The sequence below is a fragment of the Bacillus sp. AY3-1 genome (genome assembly GCF_008368785.1).
Lineage (GTDB): Bacteria > Bacillota > Bacilli > Bacillales > Bacillaceae_G > Bacillus_A > Bacillus_A wiedmannii.
Genome location: NZ_QORZ01000005.1, coordinates 21,946 through 44,587 on the forward strand (window position 1 = coordinate 21,946; position 22,642 = coordinate 44,587).

Consider the following 22,642-nt stretch of genomic DNA (forward strand, 5'->3'; position numbering starts at 1 on the left):
AGCGTAATTATGACTATTTTTCGCCCATAGGGGGGAGACAATTGTGATTCAAACGAAACAAATAGGCTTGCAAGAAGTTCTTAGTGCAGCCATTAAGCGTGCAACTGATGAAAAAATATTGGTTAGCTTCGTAAAACAAATAGACTGGATAGATCCGCTTCTGTTTTATGCAGCAGGAAAAAGGATCTCATTCGAAAATAGATGTTATTTTGCAGACCCAGCTCAGCATGTAATATTTGCTGGAATTGGCTCTGTTTTCACTATAGCAACTTCTTCTCACAAACGCTTTCAAACGGCTCGTGACGAGTGGGATAAAGTAAAAGAGAAAGCATTTGTACAAAGAGAAAGATACGAATTTGGAACAGGTCCTCTTTTATTTGGTGGATTTTCATTTGACCAAGAAAAAGAGAAAACCGACTTATGGAAAGAATTTGATGATACGACATTTTCACTACCAGCATTTTTATTAACTGTAAAAAATGAAAAAGCATGGTTAACAATGAATATATTCGTTTCAGCAACTGATTGTGCAGAAACTCTTTATAACGAAATTGTTTCTTTAGAAGAGAAAATTTTTGGGGAGAGTAAATGTGCACTAGAAGGATCGAAATTAACAGTTACTTCTAAAGTAGAAGTAGATCCGAAAGGCTGGATGAAGGCCATTGAGAAAGTGCAAGATGAGATGAAGCAGGGGAACGTGCAGAAGGTTGTATTAGCGAGGGAGCTAAAAGTAGAAATGAATCATCATATTGATTCTGCTCTTGTTTTAGAAGCGCTTCGCATTGGGCAACCAGATTGTTACGTATTTTCTTTTGATTATAAAGGAGCATGCTTCTTAGGAGCGACGCCAGAGAGATTAATTCGCAAAGAAGATGAGAAGTTTACTTCGATGTGTCTTGCTGGTTCAACTGGTCATGGTCAATCTATAGAAGAAAGTAAACGAAATAGTAATGCGCTTCTTCATGATGAAAAGAATTTAGCTGAACACGGTTATGTTGTGAACATGATTCGAGGAGTACTAAATGAGCACTGCGAATCCGTTAATATTCCGGAAAGTCCGGGCTTATTAACAACGAAAAACTTAATTCATTTATATACGCCTGTAGAGGCAAAAGGCGATGCGAGTCTTTTAACAATGGTAGAAGAATTGCACCCAACACCAGCTCTTGGCGGGACACCTCGTTTGGAAGCGATGAAACTGATTCGTGATGTTGAATTGTTAGACAGAGGGTTATATGGTGCACCGATTGGCTGGATAGATGATGAAGGAAATGGTGAATTTGCGGTTGCACTTCGCTGCGGATTATTAAATGGCGCAAAAGCATCCTTATTTGCCGGGTGCGGGATTGTAATTGATTCAGTACCGCAACTTGAATATGAAGAAACAAGCTTGAAGTTTAGACCGATGCTTGGTGCTTTGGAGGAATTAATGAAATGAACAATCATATAGAAGCATTATCATATTATTTAGGCGCGTTCGTGGATGAACTGACGCGTCTAAATGTATGTGATGTTGTCATTAGTCCAGGCTCACGGTCAACACCGATTGCTCTACTAATGGAACAACATGAAGGAATGAACACATATTTACATGTAGATGAAAGATCAGCGGGATTTTTTGCGCTCGGTATCGCAAAAGCCAAAAAACGCCCTGTTGCATTATTATGTACGTCAGGAACGGCAGCAGCGAACTACTATCCAGCTGTATGTGAAGCTTTTCATTCACGAGTGCCGCTTATCGTCTTAACGGCAGATAGACCGCATGAATTAAGAGATGTTGGTGCACCACAAGCGATGAATCAATTCAATTTATACGGTACATTTGTGAAGCAATTTACAGAGATGGCACTTCCAGAAGCGAGTGAAGCGATGTATCATTATGCTCGCATGACGACGCAGCGCACGATAGCAAGCGCACTTCTAGCGCCGCAAGGACCTGTTCATCTTAATTTTCCAGTTCGCGAGCCGCTTATCCCAGATTTCTCATTAGAAAGTTTATGGGATAAAGGACGCGGAGAATATACAGGAGTAGTTCAGCAAGGGAACGTGATGATGCCGAGTGAATATGTAGATTCTCTTGTAGGGCGCCTTTCACATATGGAAAAGGGGCTTATTATTTGTGGAGATGATAGTCATTCAGAAATCGCAGCGTTTGCGGCAGAACTAGCTGAGAAAACGGGATATCCAATATTAGCGGATCCACTTTCTAACATTCGTAGCGGACATCACGATAAAACGATGGTAATCGACTGTTACGATACATTTTTACGAAATGAGCTGTTAAAAGAAACGTGGAAGCCAGAAGTTATGATTCGCTTTGGTGGTATGCCTGTTTCGAAAGCATTAACGCAGTTCATTAAAAAACAGACGAAAGCCGTTCATATCGTTGTTGAAGAATCTGGACAATGGAGAGATCCAGCTCTCGTTGCGACAGAAGTTGTACAGGCAAGTGATATTACATTTTGCAGGGCACTAATAGAAAAAATGCCAGTTATGAAAAAGAATGATTGGTTCGGAATGTGGCAACATATAAACGAAAAAACGAAGGAAACGCTTCGTGAAATGGAAACATATGAAACTGCATTTGAAGGGAAAGTTATTACGGATATCGTCCGCGTACTACCAGAAGGGGCAACATTATTTGCGAGTAATAGTATGCCAATTCGTGATACAGATTCATTCTTCTTCACATCGGATAAAAATATTCAAGTGATGGCAAACCGTGGTGTAAACGGGATTGATGGAATCATTTCGACAGCTTTAGGAGCGAGTATTATTTGCGATCCGCTCGTATTAGTTATTGGTGATTTATCATTTTATCACGATTTAAACGGATTATTAGCCGCAAAATTACATGAATTAAATATAACAATTGTCGTTGTAAATAATGACGGTGGTGGTATTTTCTCATTCTTACCACAGTATGAGAAAAAGGAACATTTCGAATCATTATTTGGAACGCCAATTGGACTTGATTACGAGCATGTTGTCAAAATGTACGGCGGTTCATTTAGCCGTGTAAATGGTTGGGAGCAATTCCGAGAAGAGGTACAAAAAGGAACGACGACGGAAGGTTTACACGTTGTAGAAATTTGTACGAACCGTGATGAAAACTTAACATTGCACCGTAAATTGTGGGCAAAAACGCAGGACGTAATTACTACATCGTTGCAAGGTGAATCAAAATGAACGTAACGCTGCAAGGTGTATCGTATGAATATGAAGTGGTCGGAAGCGGGGAACCACTTCTACTTCTTCATGGTTTTACGGGAAGCATGGAAACGTGGCGTTCCTTCGTTCCTTCTTGGAGTGAGCAGTTTCAAGTCATTTTAGTAGACATTGTGGGGCACGGAAAAACGGAAAGTCCTGAAGATGTGACTCATTATGATATTCGAAATGTAGCATTGCAAATGAAAGAACTACTAGATTACCTTCATATTGAAAAAGCGCACATACTCGGCTATTCAATGGGCGGTAGACTGGCGATTACGATGGCATGTCTATATCCAGAGTATGTACATTCTCTTTTATTAGAAAATTGTACAGCTGGGCTTGAAAGTGAAGAGGCTAGAAAAGAACGCTGTGAAAAAGATGAGCGACTTGCCGATAAAATTGAGCGAGAAGGCATCAATAGTTTTGTAACGATGTGGGAAAATATTCCGCTGTTTGAAACGCAAAAACGTTTAGCACAAAACGTACAAGAAGCAGTGCGAAAAGAAAGACTTGCTAACAATCCAAAAGGAATTGCAAATAGCTTGCGCGGCATGGGAACAGGGGCTCAGCCTTCATGGTGGAACGAGCTGCAAAACTTAAAAATACCTGTTCTTTTAATGAATGGGGAGCATGATGAAAAGTTCTTTCGCATATTAAAAAACATCGAAAAATGCGTCTCTGACGCGAAAATTGTCAAAATTGATGGTGCTGGCCATGCAATTCATGTGGAACAACCGGAAAAGTTTGATACAATAGTAAAGGGATTTCTAAAAACTATGCAGTGATGCTTTTTCATCTAAGAAGGAAGCTACACTTATAGAGGAGATCAGAAATATACAAGGAGGTAGTTGTAATGGCTATTGAATGGGTAAAAGAAGGCAATTACGAAGATATTATTTATTCAACATACAATGGTATCGCAAAGATTTCGATTAACCGTCCTGAAGTACATAACGCATTCCGTCCTAAAACGGTAATGGAGTTAATCAACGCTTTTGCACACGCTCGTGATGATGCAAATGTTGGCGTTATCATTTTAACAGGTGAAGGTGGACGTGCATTCTGTTCTGGCGGCGACCAAAAAGTTCGCGGTCATGGTGGATATGTAGGTGACGACCAAATCCCTCGTTTAAATGTATTAGACCTACAACGTCTAATTCGCGCAATTCCTAAACCAGTTATCGCAATGGTAGCAGGTTATGCAATCGGTGGTGGACACGTACTTCATATCGTATGTGACTTAACAATCGCTGCAGACAACGCTGTATTCGGACAAACAGGTCCTAAAGTAGGAAGCTTTGACGGTGGATACGGAGCTGGTTACTTAGCTCGTATGGTAGGCCACAAGAAAGCTCGCGAAATTTGGTACCTATGCCGTCAATACAGCGCACAGGAAGCGCTTGATATGGGCTTAGTAAACACAGTAGTACCATTAGAAGAGCTTGAAGCAGAAACAGTACAATGGGCACAAGAAATCTTAGCAAACAGCCCAATGGCACTTCGTTTCCTAAAAGCTGCATTCAACGCAGACACAGACGGTCTAGCTGGTATTCAACAACTAGCTGGAGATGCAACGTTATTGTACTACACAACTGACGAAGCAAAAGAAGGTCGCGACGCGTTCAAAGAAAAACGCAGTCCGGACTTCGGTCAATTCCCTCGTTTCCCGTGATCAAACCAGAAGCGGAGCCGACTGTTTAGCCTCGTAGGCTAAGGTTCTTTCGCACAGAAAGTGTTTTTTACTTTCTCGTGCGGAAGGTTCTTAGACGGAATGGGCTAGGAGGCGCAGCTAGATGAGATCAAAAGCGGAAGCGGCTCGTTTAGAACAAGAGGGCGTTGGAACTCCTGACGTAGAGGCGCTTTTTGCCTCGTAGGAAGAAGTGAAGCCACCAAATGTTCTAGCTGCTGTAGCTAGATGAAACCAAAAGCGGAAGCAGCTCGTTCAGAATGTGAGGGGGATGGAGCTTCTGACAAAGAGGCGCTTTTTGCCTCGTAGGAAGAAGTGAAGCCACCGAACGTTCTAGCTGCCGTAGCTAGATGAGATCAAACCGGAAACAAAACAACTAAGAGACTTGATGTCATATCAAGTCTCTTTCTTTCATGAAAGGAGAATGAATATGATGGAGACGATGCCGAATTGGTTAATGCAACGTGCATTTTTAACACCAGATCGCACTGCAATTGAAATAGAGGATGAAAAGGTTACTTTTATGCAGCTGCATGAAAAAGTAGTATCTGTTTGTGAACACCTTTCATATGTTGGGATAAAGCGTGGGCAAAAGGTGGCTGTTCTGATGAAAAATGGTATGGAGATGATTACAGTTATTCACGCCCTATCTTACGTAGGTGCAGTAGCTGTGCTTTTAAATACGCGTCTTTCAAGAGAAGAGCTACTTTGGCAAATGGATGATGCTGAAGTTATTTGTTTAGTGACGGATCAAGATTTCGAGGCTAAAGATGTTCCTGTATATTCATTTGCCGAAGTGATGAATGGACCAAAGGCGGAAGCCTCTATACATGAAGAATTCTCTTTAGAAGAAGCGATGACAATCATTTATACGTCAGGGACGACAGGGAAACCGAAAGGCGTTATTTTAACATACGGTAATCACTGGGCAAGCGCAGTCGGTTCTTCGCTTAATTTAGGACTTCGTGATGATGATTGCTGGTTAGCTTGTATGCCGATGTTCCACGTTGGCGGTCTTTCCCTTTTAATGAAAAACATTATGTACGGAATGCGCATTTTACTCGTTCCGAAATATGATGCGAATTTCATTCATAAAGCACTTCAAACGAGAGGTGTTACGATCATTTCTGTCGTTTCTAAAATGTTAACTGATTTATTAGAGATACTTGGAGGAGAGACATATCCATCTTCTTTACGATGCATGTTACTTGGCGGAGGACCAGCCCCGAAACCACTACTAGAAACATGTGTAGAAAAAGAAATTCCTGTGTATCAAACGTATGGTATGACAGAAACGTCGTCGCAAATTTGTACGTTATCCGCAGATTATATGTTAACGAAAGTAGGATCAGCTGGAAAACCACTATTTCAGTGTCAACTTCGTATTGAAAAAGACGGCGTAGTAGTACCGCCGTTTGCAGAAGGCGAGATCGTAGTAAAAGGACCGAACGTAACAGGTGGTTATTTTAACCGTGAAGATGCGACGCGCGAAACCATTCAAAACGGATGGCTTCATACTGGTGATCTCGGTTATTTAGATGAAGAAGGATTTTTATACGTACTAGATCGCCGCAGTGATTTAATTATTTCTGGCGGAGAGAATATATATCCGGCTCAAATTGAAGAAGTGTTACTCTCTCATCCGATGGTAGCGGAAGCCGGTGTTGTCGGTATGACTGACGATAAATGGGGACAAGTACCCGCTGCTTTTGTTGTGAAAAGTGGAGAGGTAACAGAAGAAGAAATCCTTCATTTTTGCGAGGAGAAATTAGCGAAATATAAAGTGCCGAAGAAAGCGTGTTTCTTAGAGGAATTACCACGAAATGCTTCGAAAAAATTGTTAAGAAGAGAGTTAAGACAATTAGTGGAGGAGATGTAAGTGGAAATAAAAAAAGCGACACTTTATATAACAGAAATGCCACTCGTCATTCCGTTTGCTGCAAGCTACGGAACGTATGAAAAGCGTGAGAGTATCGTCATTGAATTAGAAGATACGGACGGATACATTGGATTTGGTGAAGTCGTTGCTTTTTCTGAACCGTGGTATACGGAAGAAACGGTGAAGACAGCACTGCATGTACTGCAAGACTTTTTATTACCTGATTTATTAAAGGCTGAAATTTCTCATCCGAATGAAATGCCGAGTTTGTTCCAGCATATAAAGAGAAACCGAATGGCAAAGGCAGGAATCGAAGGGGCTGTTTGGGATTTATATGCAAAGCGTCAAAAGAAGTCATTAGCGACATTACTTGGCGGAACGAAGTCTGAAATTGAAGTCGGTGTTGTAATTGGAATCAATACGATTCCGGTTATGTTAAAACAAATCGAGAAGTACGCGGAAGAAGGATACGAGCGTTTTAAAGTAAAAATAAAGCCAGAGCATGATTACGAATTATTGAAAGAAATTCGTAAAGAGTTCCCGCATATCCCGTTAATGGCTGATGCAAATTCAGCGTACACGTTAGCGGATACGGAGAAACTGAAACGATTAGATGAATTTCAATTGCTGATGATTGAGCAACCGCTAGCGGATTATGATTTTCTTGATCATGCACAGCTGCAAAAGAAAATTGAAACGCCGATTTGTTTAGACGAAAGTATCCATAGTTTAGAAGACGCGCGCGTTGCGATTACGCTTGGCAGTTGCCGCATCGTTAATATTAAACCAGGGCGAGTGGGCGGATTAACGGAGTCGATTCAAATCCATGATTATTGTATGGAGCATAACATACCTGTTTGGTGCGGAGGTATGGTAGAGATGGGGATTTCACGAGCTCAAAATGTTGCTCTCGCCTCATTGCCGAACTTTACGATTCCAGGAGATATATCTGCCTCTAGTAGACATTGGGAGAGGGATATTATTTCGCCGGAAGTGATGCTTGAGGGCGGGAAAGTGATTGTACCGCAAAGTGTTGATGCTGAGTATGAAGTTGACCGCGGAAGGTTAGCGGAAATTACGAAGCAGCGGATAGTTTTGGAGCGGTGAATTTAATATTTAATCAGGATGCCCGCAAATAGAGATAGGATTTTGTCGTTAATTGTCGGTAAGTCGATATATTAAAAAAATCGTTGATATATTTCAAGTTATGTTCGATATATTTGGAAAATCGTCGATATAATTTCATTTACTATCACAGTACAATACGAAAAGGTTACTCCTGCGAGTAACCTTTTCGTATTGTACAAATTGGATAGACTAGTTTACAATCGAGCGTATAAAGTGAAACTTTAATCAGTGGGGGCATCCCCACTGATTATTAGTTGAACCAATCGGGCTTTTATGGGCAGTTGATCTTCCACCTAACTTCTTTGATTCACCCGAATTTTGAGGTGGGAGTCTTACTGCCCGCAAATAGCGGGGTAAAGGGGGAGTAAAATGAAGTGCATTTCAATTTTAATAGTGGATGATGAGGCAGAAATTGCTGATTTAATTGAGATACATTTAGAAAAAGAAGGGTACCATGTTGTGAAGGCAGCGGACGGGGAAGAGGCAATTCATATTATTGAAACGCAGCCAATCGACTTAGTGGTTTTAGATATTATGATGCCGAAAATGGATGGGTATGAAGTGACGCGTCAAATTCGCGCGAAGCATCATATGCCAATCATTTTTTTAAGTGCGAAAACATCTGATTTTGATAAGGTGACAGGTCTTGTATTAGGTGCAGATGATTATATGACGAAACCTTTTACACCTATTGAATTAGTCGCACGTGTAAATGCACAATTACGCCGATTTCTTACACTAAATCAGCCGAAAGTAGCGGCGAATAAATCTGCTTTAGAGGTAGGAGGAGTCGTTATCGATCCTGAGCGAAGAACAGTAAATGTGTACGGAGAACAAGTTGAATTAACACCGAAAGAGTTTGATATTTTATATTTATTAGCGAGCCATCCGAAGAAAGTGTACAATGTGGAAAATATTTTTCAGCAAGTATGGGCAGATGATTATTATGAAGGCGGAAATACAGTTATGGTACATATTCGTACATTGCGGAAAAAACTTGGGGAAGATAAAAGAAAGAATAAATTAATAAAAACAGTGTGGGGGGTAGGTTATACTTTCAATGGGTAACATGATGAAAAGTTTTCGATTTAAAATGATTGCCTTATTTGCGTTAAGTATGGTGCTCGCAGCAACTGTAACTTATATAATTTATAAAGGATTGCAGCTGTATTATAAAACGATGGTGCGCTACGAAGAGCCTTTAGCGCAATTTCGGTCAATGGTAAGGGAATTTGGAGACATTAACTTCTTTTTAATTTTCTTTATTCCGTTATCTATTATCTTTTTCTTCTTTTTAACAAAACCGTATTTAAAATACTTTGATGAAATTTCTAATGGAATTCATCATCTTTCAAATGGAGATTTTACAAAACAAGTTCAAGTTTCATCAAATGATGAATTTGGAAATATCGCGCGTGAAATAAATGTTGCGAGTGAGAAATTAAAAGAAGCGGTTGAACGAGGAGACTTTGCGGAAAGTAGTAAAGATCAGCTCGTTGTGAATTTGGCTCATGATTTAAGAACGCCATTAACATCCGTGTTAGGATATTTAGATTTAATTCTTAAAGATGAGAACTTAACAAAAGAACAAATTAAACATTTTTCCACGATTGCATATACGAAATCGCAAAGGCTAGAAAGTTTAATCGATGAGTTATTTGAAATTACACGTATGAATTATGGCATGTTAAAGTTGGATACAAAGCCGATCGATGTAAATGAGCTACTTATACAGTTAGATGAGGAATTGTATCCGTTATTAGAAAAACATCATTTAGAAGCTAGATTGAATGTTGATCCTCATTTGCCGATTAACGGTGATGGAAAATTGTTAGCTAGAGTATTTGAAAACCTGTTAACAAATGCCGTTCGATATGGATATGATGGGCAATTTGTTGATATGAATGGGTATATCGATAATGAAGAAGTTGTCGTACAAGTTATTAATTACGGAGATAGCATTCCAGAAGAAGATTTACCGTATCTTTTTGATATGTTTTATACAGGTGATAAATCGAGAACTGAGAACCGTGGCGGGACAGGCCTTGGACTATTTATTGCGAAAAATATTGTTGAGCAGCATAACGGTACGATTTCTGCTGAAAGTAATATAGTTAGAACGGTATTTGAAGTGAGATTACCAAAAGACGAGACTTAACAATTTAATAAAAATTTAAACTTTACCCCACTTTTTATTTTAATAGTTTTTTCTATTCTATACGTAAGTTACGTTAAGGAGGAACTAGAAATGAAAAAGTGGGTATTTATTTCTCTTTTTATAGCATGCACAATCTGTGTGGGCGTTTATATATCACCGTTATTTCAAAAAGAAATCGATGTTAAAATTGCAGAAAAAGATAATAAGGTAAGAGCTGCGAATACTGAAAAGATAGAGATTACAAAAGAGGAGATTTATAAAGGTAATCTGTTATTAGTTAATAAAGATTACCCAGTAAAAAAAGATAGCATTAGGCCTGACATTATAAATGTAAATCATAATAGTGAATTAGTAAGAGGTTACGTAATATTTGATAGAAATCTTCGTTTATCAAAGGATGTTGTAAAAAAGTTTTTAAACGTTGTCGATGCGGCTGGAAAAGATGGCGTACAACATTTCTTAATGAGTAGTGGCTATCGAGATTTTAAAGAGCAAAGTAAATTATATAAAGAAATGGGATCAGATTATGCACTTCCAGCAGGATATAGTGAACATAATTTAGGATTATCACTCGACGTTGGATCTACGCAAAAGAAAATGGAGAGAGCCCCTGAAGGAAGATGGATTGAAGAGAACGTATGGAAGCACGGCTTTGTATTACGCTATCCAAAAAATAAAAGTCATATTACAGGTATTCAATATGAGCCATGGCATATCCGTTACGTCGGTCTACCTCATAGTGCAATTATGCAAAAAAAGAATTTCACACTAGAGGAATATTTAGATTTCTTAAAAGAGGAAAAAGAGATTTCAACTGAAGTAGAAGGTAAGAAATATACGGTTTCTTATTATAAGGTTTCGGGGAATATGAAAGTGAATGTTCCAGCGAATAAGCAGTATGAAATTTCGGGGAATAATATGGACGGGGTTATTGTGACGTTTCAGGAATAGATAAAGAGGTTGTTCCGTTTTGGGACAGCCTTTTCTTATATAAGAAAGGAATTGACGTTTTTTTCGGTAAATCGATATTTCTTGTTGAATCGTTGATATATTTTGAGTTACGGTAGATATATTTGAAAAATCGTTGATATATTGCAGGTTATGATAGATATATTCGAAAAATCGTTGATATAATTTCCGAGACTATCATCATTTTAGAGGAGCATCTTTTTTATTTACTTTTAAACATTATAACGTTATATTTACTTCTCCTTTTTTTTATGTTACGCTAAACGTGTGAAAGACATATAAAATGAAATTTTAATGTAAGCGTATTCTTATGGCTTCTTATAGAAAAGGGTGGAAGTACAATGACAGAACGATTCGTACTACGTAATGTGAAACGTGTGAACGGGGAAGAGATTGACATTGTAATTGAAAATAATAAAATCGCACAGGTGATGAAAGCTGGTGCTGGCGAGGGTGGAACGATTTTTGATTACTCGGGTACTTACGTATCGAGTGGCTGGATTGATTTGCACGTTCATGCTTTTCCAGAGTTTGATCCGTATGGTGATGAGGTGGATGAAATTGGCGTTAAGCAAGGGGTAACGACAATTGTTGATGCAGGTAGCTGCGGAGCTGATCGCATTGCAGATTTAGTACAAAGTAGAGAGCAGGCAAAAACGAATTTATTTGCCTTTTTAAATATTTCTCGCATCGGTTTGAAACGAATTGATGAATTATCCAATATGGAATGGATAGATAAAGAGAAAGTAATAGAAGCAGTAGAAAAGTATAAAGATGTAATCGTTGGGTTAAAAGCGAGAATGAGTAAAAGTGTCGTTTGTGATAGTGGAATTGAACCGCTTCATGTAGCCCGCGATTTATCTCGTGAAACATCATTACCGATTATGGTACATATCGGTTCAGCGCCACCTCGCATCGAGGAAGTTGTACCTCTTTTAGAAAAAGATGATGTCATTACACATTACTTAAACGGGAAAGAAAATAATTTATTTGATGAAGAAGGCAAACCGCTACCTGTATTACTAGATGCAGTGAATCGCGGCGTACATTTAGATGTTGGTCACGGTAATGCTAGTTTTTCTTTTAAAGTAGCAGAAGCGGCGAAGCGTCACGGTATTGCCTTTAATACAATTAGTACAGATATTTACCGGAAGAATCGTATACACGGCCCAGTGTATAGTATGGCTCACGTTCTTTCGAAATTCCTTTACTTAGGTTATCCGCTAGAAGAAGTAATTGATGCGGTTACGAAAAATGCGGCAGAGTGGCTGAAAAAACCAGAGCTTGGCCGTATTCAAGAAGGCGATATTGCAAATTTAACTTTATTTACGGTGAAAGATGAACCGATTACGTTAATTGATTCAGAAGGGGATCAGCGCATTGCTGAAAGAAGAATTGATACGAAAGGGGTTGTAATCAATGGGTCATTCATTGAATGCTAAGTACGGATTAAAAAGAGTAATTAATGCGAGCGGTAGAATGAGTATTTTAGGTGTATCAGCTCCTACAGATACAGTTATGGATGCGATGAAACATGGTGGACAAAATTATGTGGAAATTGCAGATTTAGTAGATAAAGCAGGAGACCATATTGCGAGAATTCTAGATTCAGAGGCAGCGGTCGTTGTGAATTCAGCATCGAGCGGAATTGCACTTTCTATCGCTGGTATCGTGACAGAAGGAAATCGCCGTAAAAGTGAAAGACTTCATCAAGAGGTCATCGCGAAAAACGAAGTGATTATGTTAAAAGGTCATAACGTTCAGTATGGTGCTCCTGTTGAAACGATGATTTACTTAGGCGGCGGTAAGCTTGTAGAAGTCGGCTACGCAAATGAAGGGAAAGCAGAGCATATTGAAGATGCGATTGGTGAAAATACAGCAGCAATTCTATATGTGAAATCCCATCATGCCGTGCAAAAAAATATGATTTCTGTTGAAGAAGCATGGGAAGTTGCGCAGCGAAATAACGTACCACTTATCGTCGATGCGGCAGCTGAAGAAGATATTCAAAAGTACGTAAAGTATTCAGACCTTGCCATTTATAGCGGTTCAAAGGCAATTGAAGGACCAACTTCTGGTATTGTCGGCGGGAAACGAAAATATATCGAGTGGCTGAAAGTGCAATTACATTGCATCGGAAGAAGTATGAAAGTTGGAAAAGAAACAACTTTCGGCTTACTTCAAGCACTTGATGAGTACGGAGTAAAAGAAGATAAGAGTGAGCAAGAAAAAGAGTTATTACAAGTACTTATGCCGCTAAAAGAATTAAACGGTGTAAATGTAACGATAGTTCAAGATGAAGCAGGAAGAGCAATCTTTAGAGCGCGTATTCACATTAACGAGAACGAGTTAAATAAATCAGCAAAAGACGTCGTAACAGCATTACGAGAAGGGGAAATCGCAATTTATACACGTGATTACGGAGTAAGACAAGGATTCTTTGATATTGATCCACGTCCACTTCAAGGTGATGACATACATGTAATTGAAGAAAAAATGAGAGAAATTGTAGGGGGAAACTAAAATGACAAACATTCAAAAACGTTTTTATAAAGGCCGCGTAGCATTAAATGTATTAGCGAACAATATCGAAAATGCGAAAGACATTTTTGAGGCAGCAGAAGGTTATGTAGTTGTTGGAGTGTTATCAAAAGACTATCCAACAGTAGAAGAGGCAGTTAAAGCGATGAAAGCATACGGAAAAGAAATTGATGACGCTGTATCAATCGGACTAGGAGCAGGAGATAATCGCCAAGCAGCAGTTGTAGCTGAAATTGCGAAGCATTATCCTGGTAGCCATATTAACCAAGTGTTCCCTTCAGTTGGAGCGACACGTGCAAATCTTGGCGGAAAAGATAGCTGGATTAATAGTTTAGTATCACCAACAGGAAAAGTAGGGTACGTAAACATTTCTACTGGTCCAATTAGTGCAGCTGGAGAAGAAAAAGCAATCGTTCCAATTAAAACAGCAATCGCACTTGTACGTGATATGGGCGGAAATTCATTGAAGTACTTCCCAATGAAAGGTTTAGCTCATGAAGAAGAATATCGCGCAGTTGCGAAAGCATGTGCGGAAGAAGGCTTTGCATTAGAGCCAACAGGCGGAATTGATAAAGAAAACTTTGAAACAATTTTACGTATCGCATTAGAGGCAAATGTAGAGCAAGTTATCCCGCACGTGTACTCTTCTATTATTGATAAAGAAACTGGTAATACGAAAACAGAAGATGTGCGTGAGTTATTAGCGGTAGTGAAGAAGCTAGTTGATCAATATGCGTAAGAAAATTGCAGCATTTGGCGAAGTAATGATGCGCCTGCAAGTACCAGGATATGAATTGTTGTCACAAGCTAACACATTAAATTACTCATTTTCTGGTACAGGTGTGAACGTTGCAGCGGCGCTTTCTCATCTAGGACATGAAGGTTTTCTTATTTCAACTTTACCGGAAAACTCGGTTGGAGATGCTGCGGTATCGCACATTCAAAAGTTAGGCATTCGGGCACCGTTTATTTCAAGAGGCGGTAAATATGTCGGCATGTACTTTTTAGAAAATGGATTTGGAGCACGTGCAAGCCGCGTTACATATTCAAATCGATTAGAAAGCAGCTTCAATACGGCATGTGAAGAGATGTACCAATTTGAAGAAATCGCAAAGGAAATTGATATCGTTCATTTTTGCGGGATTACACTTGCGATGAATGATACGGTGCGCCATCATATGAAATCTTTAGCGAAAGCAGTGAAAGAAAACGGAGGAACTGTCGTCTTTGATTGCAACTATCGTCCATCTCTTTGGGGAGAAGACGGGTATGAGCAAGCGAAAACGCATTATGAAGAAATGCTAGCTCTTGCTGATATCGTTATGATGAACGAAAAAGATGCAATGTACGTTCTTGGAATGAAAACAGAGGAGACAGAGCGAGAGGCGCAACTTGTTGATCTTATTCCAAAGGTTGCTGAAACATATCATATCGCTACAATTGCTGGTACACATCGCTCTATTAATAGCGATAATACACACTCGCTTCGCGGGTTTATATGTAAAGATGGTGCGTTCACTTTTGCAAAAACACTTACGTTTTCTGTATATGATAGAATAGGTGCTGGAGATGCTTATACGAGCGGGATTATTCATGGCGAGATAGAAGAGTTTGCACCAGAGAAAGCTGTTTCATTTGCGTCAGCAGCTGGAATGCTTGCACATACAATCGTCGGTGATACGCCAATGTCATCAGAGAAGGATATACTTCGGGCAATGACGGCATCAGTAGGTGATGTAGAAAGGTAGTGGGTGTAACGGTGAACGTAACGAGGAAAAAAGGACCATTATATTTACAAATAAAAAATATTATTCGTGATCGAATATTGCATGGTGTATATGCGATTCATACGAATATTCCTTCCGAACCGCAGTTAGAAGAAGAGTTCAAAGTGAGCAAAATTACAGTGCGTAATGCGATTAAAGAACTTGCTCAAGAAGGATATTTAGAAAAGAAAAGCGGTAAAGGAACGAAAGTGATCCGCAATACTTCTGCGACAAAGTTGTCAAAGGGTAAGAAATTTACAGAAGTGTTAGTGGAAGAAGGATATAAAGTACAGAAGAAATTGCTCAAAGCAGAAATCGTTCATAATGAAGAAGGAACGGTGCCATTTCGATTATTCGGTAAGGAAAGTTTTCGCATTGAACGTTTATATACGTTAAATGATGCACCATACATTCATTATACGCACTATTTCTCAGCACACATGGCAAGTACAGATTTATCGGACTTTGACTTGCAATCGCTTTACGATTTAGTGGAAGACCGAGGTATACATTTGGAAAACTTCAGAGATGAATTCGCTGTTGGGCTTGCGCCTAGTTTCGTTGCAGAAGCGTTAGGTGAAAAAGAGGGGACAGCGCTATTAAAACGTATGCGCTATTCTTACGATGAAGTTGGAGAAGTAATTGAATATAGCGAAGGCTACTACAATACAGAAATGCAGCATTATGTAGTGAATTATGACGTATAAAAGGAGGGTATTCGCCCTCTTTTTTTATAAAGCGTTTCATTAGATTCATCCCGCACCAATTAGGTGTTTATTGCCTGCAAATACGGGATAAAAGTAAGGGGAATGAGAGATGGATATATACTTATTAATCGTCACGTTATTTGCAATCGCGATTGTTATTTTAGGGGTATCATGGTGGAAATGGCATGCATTTATTAGTTTAACAGTTGCGAGTTTATTTTTAGCTATCATGTCTGGATTGAATTTGACGAAAATAGTGACTGCCTATGAAACTGGTGTTGGTAGTGTACTAGGGCATCTAGTTGGTATTTTAGCTCTCGGAACAATTTTAGGAAAAATGATGTCCGATTCAGGGGCCGGCATGCAAGTGGCAGACTTCTTTATTCGATTTTTCGGTGTAAAGAAACTACCGTGGGCTATGTTATTTGCAGGATTTGTTATAGGGATTCCAGTATTTTTTGAAGTGGGAATCGTCATTTTATTACCACTTGTTATTTCAATTCGAAAAACGACGAAGCAAAATATATTATTAATTGCGTTACCTGTCATTGCGGGATTATCTATTGTGCATGGGCTAGTGCCACCACATCCAGGGGCGATGACAGCAATCGGTATTTATAACGCGAACTTAGGAAAGGTACTTTTATATTCATTAATTATCGCGTTACCAACAGCCATTATCGCAGGACCGATATTTGCAAAGTGGGTGCATAAAAGGGTTATACCTGAAAATGAACCAGAGCTTGTTCGAGTTACGACAGTATCAACTGATTTACCGAGTCGTAAAGTTTCATTTTTTATTATTTTATTACCAGTTGTATTGATGATTTTATCAGTAGTGGCACCATATATTTCATTACCGAAAAAGATAACTGAATTTTTTGTATTTATAGGAAGTCCAGTAATTGCTTTACTTATTTCATGTTTTGCAGCATTTTATTTACTTGGAATAAGACAAGGAATTAATAAAAAGGTCATTAAAAAATTAACGGACGAAAGTTTACTACCGGTCGGTTCCATTATTTTAATTATCGGTGCAGGCGGTGGATTTAAACAAATATTAATTGAAAGCGGCGTTGGAACGGCGATTGCACAAATGGCAGAACATATATCGTTATCACCAATTGTATTAGCTTTTATGGTAGCTGGATTAATTCGAATTGCAACAGGTTCAGCGACAGTAGCATTAACGACAGCAGCAGGAATTGTTTCACCAGTTATTCAGCACATGTCAGGTGTAAATTTAGAATTGCTCGTTATTGCAACAGGTGCGGGATCATTAATGTTTTCTCACGTAAATGATGCAGGATTCTGGCTTGTAAAAGAGTATTTAGGATTAACGGTGAAGGAAACGTTTAAAACGTGGACGGTACTTGAGACATTGTTATCATTTATTGCATTTGGCTTTGCGCTTTTATTAAATACTTTTATTTAGAAGATACCTTAATTGGTATCTTTTTTTTGATGAAGCCCATTTCCAAAAACAAGCCCGTTTTTAGGTGAGCCAAGCTTCCTATTCGCCCTGAAAACATACTATAAATGGAATCCCCTCATTTAGAGCAAGGTGAACTTGTTATGAATGATACTAAAGGAGGAATAGAGTAATGAGCGAAAAGTGTGAACACAGACATGATGATTGTAACCGCAGAAACCATGGTTGCGGAGGCGGTTTTGCGCTTCTAATCGTATTGTTTATTTTATTAATTATCATCGGTGCTAGCTGCTTCGGCGGAGGCGGAGGCGGTTGTGGTTATGGTGGTTACGGCGGTTATGGCGGCGGCTATGGTGGATATTGCTGCTAATTAAAAACTATTGAAAATAGCCTTGTGCATTATGCACAAGGCTATTTTATTCATATTTTTATATGCTGTGATAATTTATTAATGTACAGAGAACGGATTAAGAAGAAGAAAATAATCTCGATAATCCCGAAAAAGGTGAGTACAATCAATAACTCTTTTAGTAAAGAAAAAGCGAACATGCTTTGTAAAAACTTAACCGCAAATAACGTGTGAACACCAGCAACGATATAAGGAACGAAAAATAAAATTCCTAATTGAATCGTTGCAGAGCGAAACATTTCTGATTCAGTTAAGCCTAGTTTTGTAATCGTAATGTATTTTTGTTTTTCATTCGTTAAGTCGTTATACATACGGAAGTATAAAACGCTAGCCGCACCGATAAAGAAGATAAAGCCAAGAAATGCCCAAATAAAGAATTGAGCAACTGCATTTTCTTTATTATGGAGTAACTCATCAGTAGCTGTATAAATATTAAAAGGAACGGGAGATGCATGCTTATCGTCTTTATGTGCCTCATAATATTTTTCGGTGTCATTACTAATACTTTTTAATATATTTTTTGTTGGAATAATTGCATTTTCCCAATTATCCACGAAGTAGTTATAAACTGTAATGGTTTCAATATGAGGAATCATAGTATCGATTGCATAATCTTGCATAATAACTAAATTTGCTAATGCAAATGGTGGTGCTATCCCTTTATTAATAAATCCCTTTATATAAAACTCCTTTTTATTGGATTCAAGCGTAATTGTATTTTGTTTTACAAATGGATTTGATACAAGGTTTAATAGCTCTGGTGAATAGCCAGAAATAATGTAAACTTCTTTTGAATCAAGGGTGATTGTAGGTCTCTTTAACTGTTTAGCAATTTCGTTATAATCACTCATTTTCATAATTGCAATCTCTTCTTTTGAAGCAGTATCTTTTAAAAGCGTAAATTTATATTTTTTATATTGAAAATGAGCATTGGAAAGTTCGGATTCAATAGTATTAACGTGCTTTCGTTCAAGGGAATGATCCCCTTCTAATTTGTATGTGAAGGGAATAGGATATCGCTCTAGTATCGACGCTTTTGTATTATTATTCGCAGCAAATAGTCCGATAATAATCGTAAATGCAAGCGCAGATAGCATAGAAACGATAAAGAGTACATTAATATTACTACGGGTACGAGAAACTAAATCTGAAATCCATAACATATTTATTTGTTTCAAATAAAAATTTCTTCGTTTCTTTAAAATATAGATAAAGAGAAGAAATGTTTGTGAAAAGAATAAATATGTCCCGACTACTACGAGCGGTAAAATAGATAGCATAATTAAGAATACGGATCCATTTTGCACATTTTTTTCGGTTACGTAGCCTTGCGGGTAACCGGCAATATAATAGCATAACCCTAAACAAGTTAAAGCAAATATCGAAATGAGTATAGACGGCCTTTTTTCGGCTGTCACTTTCTTGTTCCCTTTAATAAGGTGGACTGTTTTACGAGTACGAATAAACATTGGTGTAAACGTAGAAACGATTAAAAATAAAATGATAAACGTTACGGTTGTCACGATAATTGCTTCTGTTGGCCAATATAAATAAAGGCCTTTCGCACTTGTTAATTTCGAAGTGACTAATAAGAAAAAGTTAGAAAATACAAGCCCACCTTGTATACCGATAAAAATAGATAATATCCCGATGATCATGTTTTCAGTAAATAAAAGTCTTTTTAATTGTCTCTGTGAGATACCGAGAATCGTGAGTATCCCGAATTGCTGCTTCCGAACATTTAAAAAGGTTCCGATTGAATATAAGAGAAAGAAGAACGAGAACATAACGATAACGAATTGAGCTGTACTAGCTAAATTCATTAGAGGATCTCGATCTTGAAAGTTTTGTACACTTTGTAAGCGCGGATGATATGCGTATACAGTAAATGAAAAGAAAACCATGATAGAAAAAGCACTACTTACAAAATAAGCGAAATATGCTTTAGAATTACGCGAGACATTTTTAAATGCAAATTGCCAAAATGTCATCCACGTCTTCCTCCTAATAATGCTAAAACATCTAATATTTCTTGATAAAACTTCTCGCGATATAGCCCGCGGTGTAGTTCGTTGTAAAGCTCGCCATCTTTAATGAAAATGACACGGTTACAATAACTTGCTGCAAACGGATCATGCGTAACCATTAAAATCGTTGCATCTTCTTCTTTATTTAATTTCGTAAATAACTCCATTACATCGATTGCTGCTTTCGAATCTAAATTTCCTGTCGGTTCATCGGCAAGTAGAAGTGACGGGTGATGAATAACAGCACGTGCTACTGCGGTACGCTGTGCTTGTCCTCCAGAAACTTCAAAAATACGTTTATCCAAAATATGATCAATTCCAAGTTTCTTGGAAATATTATCAAGCTTTTCATCCATCTCTTTTAATGGAACATTATCCAAAGTTAAAGGTAGTACGATATTTTCACCGATTGTTAATGTATCTAGTAGGTTAAAGTTTTGGAAAACAAATCCTAACTCTTGGCGACGAAAAATAGCTAACTTCTCTCTACGAAATGTGTGTGGTTTCTTTCCGTTAATAACGACGTCACCAGAAGTAGGAGAATCAATTGTGGAGATAACGTTTAAAAATGTAGATTTCCCGCTCCCAGAGGGTCCCATAATGGCAACGAATTCTCCTTTATCTACATGTAAATTTATATTTTTTAAAGCGGTATGAGGGACTTTTCCCTCATACACTTTTGAGACGTTTTTTATGTGTAAAACTTCTTCCATAATAATCACCTTTCTATCTGTTAAAACTTAATGTGTTGTGATAATTTTTGCATATAAAAGGAACGAATTAAAAGGAAAAATAGAATTTCAACTGTTCCAAAAATCATAAGTACGACTGTAATTTCAGCGAAGAACGAGAGATTTAATACTTCTTGTAACATCTTTGTCGCAAACATCGTATGGATCGACGCCATAATGTATGGAACAAAGAAAAGAATCGCAAGTTGAATGGTAGCAGATCGCTTCATTTCGGATTCTGTTAAACCAATTTTCGTAATCGTTACATACTTTTCTTGCTCATTTGTTAAATCTGTATACATTCGGAAGTAAAGAACACTACCAGCACCAATAAAGAAAATAACACCAAGGAAAGTTCCGATTAAGAAAAATGAAGCGACATTTAGTTTCGTTTTGTATAGAGAGTCACTTGCTTCACTTGCATGGAATGGTGCATGTTCTGCTTGAATCGATGCATTGTCGTTACTGATTTTTGTTATAAATGCAGCACCGATATTATATGCCTTTTCCCAATTCGGCACTTTGAAGTTATATACACTCATTTGTTTGGAAATAGTTGATAAGCCTTCTACATTTTCATCAGATATAATGAGTAACTTCGGTACTAACCAGTTTGGGAACGGACTAGTACTTTTATAATCCTTCACTTTCAAATGTAAAGAGTTTTGAGTAAGTGTAAGACTATCTTTTTTTTCTTTATCATAAAATGTTCCAATGAAATGATCATCTATTTCTTTCATAAGGATATAAGATTCATTATTCTTTACGATGAGTGGATCCAAGTTTAATGCATTAGCGAGTACATTATAGTCACTTTGTTTCATTACATGATAGAGCTGCGTGTTATCTTCAGCTAAAGATACTTCGTATATATCCGTTTTAAATTTTTCATAAGTAAATTGTTCTTCATTAAATTTTTGTTCTAACCAGTTTAAATGTTCATCACTTAACGTGTTTTCAGTATGTGATAAATAAGTAAAAGGGAACGGGTTTTTTCTTATTTCATTAAACTTTGTAAACTTCCCAAAACCATATAAAAATGTAATCATTGTAAAAGCGAGCGTTGATAGCATCGCTACTATAAAGAGCATATTAATATTCGTTCGAATGCGTGATGCTAAATCCGAAATCCAAAGCATATTAATGCGTTTCATATAAAACGTTCTTCGCGCTTTTAATATACGAATGAGTAAAAAGCTAATTTGCGAGAAGAAAAAATATGTTCCAGCTGCAATAAGAGATGGGATGACAAATATACTAGAGACGGCATATAAAAGCCCAATGATGTCACCTAGCGACAGAAAATATAATGGATTTGCGGCTAACGCATATCCAGATATTAAACATATCGCACCAAATAGGGAGATGAGCAGGGATGCTTTTCTTTCTTTTTGTTTTGTTCCTTCTTTTAAAAGACGTACAGCTTTTCTCGTACGAATGAGCATCGGTGTAAAAGATGATACGAGAATAAAGAGCCCGAGAAAGATGATGATAGTTAAAATAATGGCGCTTGTAGGCCAATATAAATATAAACCAGGTACATGTGTAATTTTGGCGGTAACTAATAAAAAGAACTGTGAAAAGACAAGTCCAAGTTGAATGCCGAAAAAGATGGAAAGAACACCAATTAGCATGTTTTCTAGAAATACGAGTCTCTTTAATTGTTTTTGAGATATGCCAAGTACTGTTAAAATCCCAAATTGCTTTTTTCGTACTTTTAAGAAAGTACCGATTGAATATAGTAAAAAGAAAAATGAAAAGAATACAATGACAATTTCTGAAATTGTCATTAATATGCTCAAAGCATAATTAACGTCTGTCATATGCAATTTCGGATGAAATAAATAAACTGCAAATGAGAAAAAAATTGCGATGGAGAACGCACTGCTTACAAAATAGGCGAAATAAGCTCTGGCGTTCCGTGTGACGTTTTTAAATGCAAACTGCCAAAATGTCATTTGCCTAGCCTCCTAGTAGGATGAAGATGAAAAGAGT

The 22,642-nt window shown here is 37.9% G+C and carries 19 protein-coding genes; 16 read left to right on the top strand and 3 right to left on the bottom strand.

The genetic code is table 11. From position 1 onward, the window contains the following. Positions 1 to 43: 43 nt before the first annotated feature. The 16 genes from DN389_RS02825 (at position 44) to DN389_RS02905 (ending at position 17,850) form a co-directional block, all read left to right on the top strand. The gene (locus DN389_RS02825; protein ID WP_149236785.1) at positions 44 to 1,438 is read left to right on the top strand and encodes an isochorismate synthase; all 1,395 of its coding nucleotides are present in this window, start codon (positions 44 to 46) and stop codon (positions 1,436 to 1,438) included. After that, positions 1,435 to 3,189, top strand: coding sequence for a 2-succinyl-5-enolpyruvyl-6-hydroxy-3-cyclohexene-1-carboxylic-acid synthase (gene menD, locus DN389_RS02830; protein WP_098189488.1), 1,755 nt, complete (start codon positions 1,435 to 1,437; stop codon positions 3,187 to 3,189). The genes DN389_RS02825 and menD overlap by 4 nt, the downstream gene beginning before the upstream one ends. Continuing rightward, on the top strand, positions 3,186 to 3,998 hold the full coding sequence (gene menH / locus DN389_RS02835) for a 2-succinyl-6-hydroxy-2,4-cyclohexadiene-1-carboxylate synthase (RefSeq protein ID WP_098189489.1): 813 nt from the start codon (positions 3,186 to 3,188) through the stop codon (positions 3,996 to 3,998). The genes menD and menH overlap by 4 nt, the downstream gene beginning before the upstream one ends. A 68-nt stretch (positions 3,999 to 4,066) precedes the next feature. Next, on the top strand, positions 4,067 to 4,885 hold the full coding sequence (menB, locus tag DN389_RS02840) for a 1,4-dihydroxy-2-naphthoyl-CoA synthase (protein WP_000963888.1): 819 nt from the start codon (positions 4,067 to 4,069) through the stop codon (positions 4,883 to 4,885). A gap of 448 nt (positions 4,886 to 5,333) precedes the next feature. Continuing rightward, positions 5,334 to 6,779 carry an o-succinylbenzoate--CoA ligase gene (locus DN389_RS02845; RefSeq protein ID WP_142343559.1) on the top strand — a complete coding sequence of 482 codons (1,446 nt, stop codon included), beginning with the start codon at positions 5,334 to 5,336 and terminating at the stop codon, positions 6,777 to 6,779. Continuing rightward, the gene (gene menC, locus DN389_RS02850; protein ID WP_098189490.1) at positions 6,780 to 7,886 is read left to right on the top strand and encodes an o-succinylbenzoate synthase; all 1,107 of its coding nucleotides are present in this window, start codon (positions 6,780 to 6,782) and stop codon (positions 7,884 to 7,886) included. A gap of 390 nt (positions 7,887 to 8,276) precedes the next feature. Beyond that, a complete protein-coding gene (locus tag DN389_RS02860; RefSeq protein ID WP_149236786.1) occupies positions 8,277 to 8,975 on the top strand; it encodes a response regulator transcription factor in 699 nt (232 codons plus the stop codon). Further along, entirely contained in the window at positions 8,968 to 10,065 is a 1,098-nt protein-coding gene (locus DN389_RS02865) for a sensor histidine kinase (protein ID WP_046956086.1), read from the top strand. Before DN389_RS02860 ends, DN389_RS02865 begins: the two co-directional genes overlap by 8 nt. 90 nt (positions 10,066 to 10,155) lie before the next feature. After that, a complete protein-coding gene (locus DN389_RS02870; protein ID WP_149236787.1) occupies positions 10,156 to 11,016 on the top strand; it encodes a M15 family metallopeptidase in 861 nt (286 codons plus the stop codon). Between the two features lie 359 nt (positions 11,017 to 11,375). Then, positions 11,376 to 12,476 (top strand): amidohydrolase/deacetylase family metallohydrolase, encoded by a 1,101-nt coding sequence (locus DN389_RS02875; protein ID WP_098189492.1) that lies wholly within the window; start codon positions 11,376 to 11,378, stop codon positions 12,474 to 12,476. Further along, positions 12,454 to 13,557 (top strand): DgaE family pyridoxal phosphate-dependent ammonia lyase, encoded by a 1,104-nt coding sequence (locus DN389_RS02880; RefSeq protein ID WP_016077169.1) that lies wholly within the window; start codon positions 12,454 to 12,456, stop codon positions 13,555 to 13,557. Before DN389_RS02875 ends, DN389_RS02880 begins: the two co-directional genes overlap by 23 nt. Position 13,558: 1 nt before the next feature. Further along, the gene (gene dagF, locus DN389_RS02885) at positions 13,559 to 14,314 is read left to right on the top strand and encodes a 2-dehydro-3-deoxy-phosphogluconate aldolase (RefSeq protein ID WP_088123615.1); all 756 of its coding nucleotides are present in this window, start codon (positions 13,559 to 13,561) and stop codon (positions 14,312 to 14,314) included. Further along, positions 14,307 to 15,323, top strand: coding sequence for a sugar kinase (locus DN389_RS02890; RefSeq protein ID WP_149236788.1), 1,017 nt, complete (start codon positions 14,307 to 14,309; stop codon positions 15,321 to 15,323). Before dagF ends, DN389_RS02890 begins: the two co-directional genes overlap by 8 nt. Beyond that, positions 15,323 to 16,048, top strand: coding sequence for a GntR family transcriptional regulator (locus DN389_RS02895; RefSeq protein WP_000539264.1), 726 nt, complete (start codon positions 15,323 to 15,325; stop codon positions 16,046 to 16,048). The genes DN389_RS02890 and DN389_RS02895 overlap by 1 nt, the downstream gene beginning before the upstream one ends. Positions 16,049 to 16,157: 109 nt before the next feature. Further along, the gene (gene gntP, locus DN389_RS02900) at positions 16,158 to 17,483 is read left to right on the top strand and encodes a gluconate permease GntP (protein WP_098802280.1); all 1,326 of its coding nucleotides are present in this window, start codon (positions 16,158 to 16,160) and stop codon (positions 17,481 to 17,483) included. A 169-nt stretch (positions 17,484 to 17,652) separates the two neighbouring features. Next, positions 17,653 to 17,850 (top strand): YjcZ family sporulation protein, encoded by a 198-nt coding sequence (locus DN389_RS02905; protein WP_001290407.1) that lies wholly within the window; start codon positions 17,653 to 17,655, stop codon positions 17,848 to 17,850. Positions 17,851 to 17,900: 50 nt separating this feature from the next. Here DN389_RS02905 and DN389_RS02910 read toward each other — a convergent pair whose 3' ends face one another. From DN389_RS02910 to DN389_RS02920, 3 genes are read right to left on the bottom strand one after another with little or no spacing between them, the layout of a single operon-like run. Continuing rightward, complete coding sequence (locus tag DN389_RS02910; protein WP_088123611.1) at positions 17,901 to 19,880, bottom strand: FtsX-like permease family protein; 1,980 nt, start codon at positions 19,878 to 19,880, stop codon at positions 17,901 to 17,903. Next, entirely contained in the window at positions 19,877 to 20,629 is a 753-nt protein-coding gene (locus DN389_RS02915; protein WP_000393250.1) for an ABC transporter ATP-binding protein, read from the bottom strand. Before DN389_RS02915 ends, DN389_RS02910 begins: the two co-directional genes overlap by 4 nt. A 20-nt stretch (positions 20,630 to 20,649) precedes the next feature. Beyond that, a complete protein-coding gene (locus DN389_RS02920; RefSeq protein WP_097889144.1) occupies positions 20,650 to 22,605 on the bottom strand; it encodes an ABC transporter permease in 1,956 nt (651 codons plus the stop codon). Between the last annotated feature and the right edge of the window lie 37 nt (positions 22,606 to 22,642).

What these genes read in the sequence shown, in the direction of transcription:
- DN389_RS02890 (WP_149236788.1), top strand. Translation starts at nt 14,307, where the DNA reads ATGCGTAAGAAAATTGCAGCATTTGGCGAAGTAATGATGCGCCTGCAA.
- DN389_RS02865 (WP_046956086.1), top strand. Translation starts at nt 8,968, where the DNA reads ATGGGTAACATGATGAAAAGTTTTCGATTTAAAATGATTGCCTTATTT.
- DN389_RS02880 (WP_016077169.1), top strand. Translation starts at nt 12,454, where the DNA reads ATGGGTCATTCATTGAATGCTAAGTACGGATTAAAAAGAGTAATTAAT.
- gntP (WP_098802280.1), top strand. Translation starts at nt 16,158, where the DNA reads ATGGATATATACTTATTAATCGTCACGTTATTTGCAATCGCGATTGTT.
- DN389_RS02915 (WP_000393250.1), bottom strand. Translation starts at nt 20,629, where the DNA reads ATGGAAGAAGTTTTACACATAAAAAACGTCTCAAAAGTGTATGAGGGA.
- DN389_RS02860 (WP_149236786.1), top strand. Translation starts at nt 8,277, where the DNA reads ATGAAGTGCATTTCAATTTTAATAGTGGATGATGAGGCAGAAATTGCT.
- menH (WP_098189489.1), top strand. Translation starts at nt 3,186, where the DNA reads ATGAACGTAACGCTGCAAGGTGTATCGTATGAATATGAAGTGGTCGGA.
- DN389_RS02905 (WP_001290407.1), top strand. Translation starts at nt 17,653, where the DNA reads ATGAGCGAAAAGTGTGAACACAGACATGATGATTGTAACCGCAGAAAC.
- DN389_RS02845 (WP_142343559.1), top strand. Translation starts at nt 5,334, where the DNA reads ATGGAGACGATGCCGAATTGGTTAATGCAACGTGCATTTTTAACACCA.
- DN389_RS02870 (WP_149236787.1), top strand. Translation starts at nt 10,156, where the DNA reads ATGAAAAAGTGGGTATTTATTTCTCTTTTTATAGCATGCACAATCTGT.
- dagF (WP_088123615.1), top strand. Translation starts at nt 13,559, where the DNA reads ATGACAAACATTCAAAAACGTTTTTATAAAGGCCGCGTAGCATTAAAT.
- DN389_RS02875 (WP_098189492.1), top strand. Translation starts at nt 11,376, where the DNA reads ATGACAGAACGATTCGTACTACGTAATGTGAAACGTGTGAACGGGGAA.
- menD (WP_098189488.1), top strand. Translation starts at nt 1,435, where the DNA reads ATGAACAATCATATAGAAGCATTATCATATTATTTAGGCGCGTTCGTG.
- menB (WP_000963888.1), top strand. Translation starts at nt 4,067, where the DNA reads ATGGCTATTGAATGGGTAAAAGAAGGCAATTACGAAGATATTATTTAT.
- DN389_RS02920 (WP_097889144.1), bottom strand. Translation starts at nt 22,605, where the DNA reads ATGACATTTTGGCAGTTTGCATTTAAAAACGTCACACGGAACGCCAGA.
- DN389_RS02910 (WP_088123611.1), bottom strand. Translation starts at nt 19,880, where the DNA reads ATGACATTTTGGCAATTTGCATTTAAAAATGTCTCGCGTAATTCTAAA.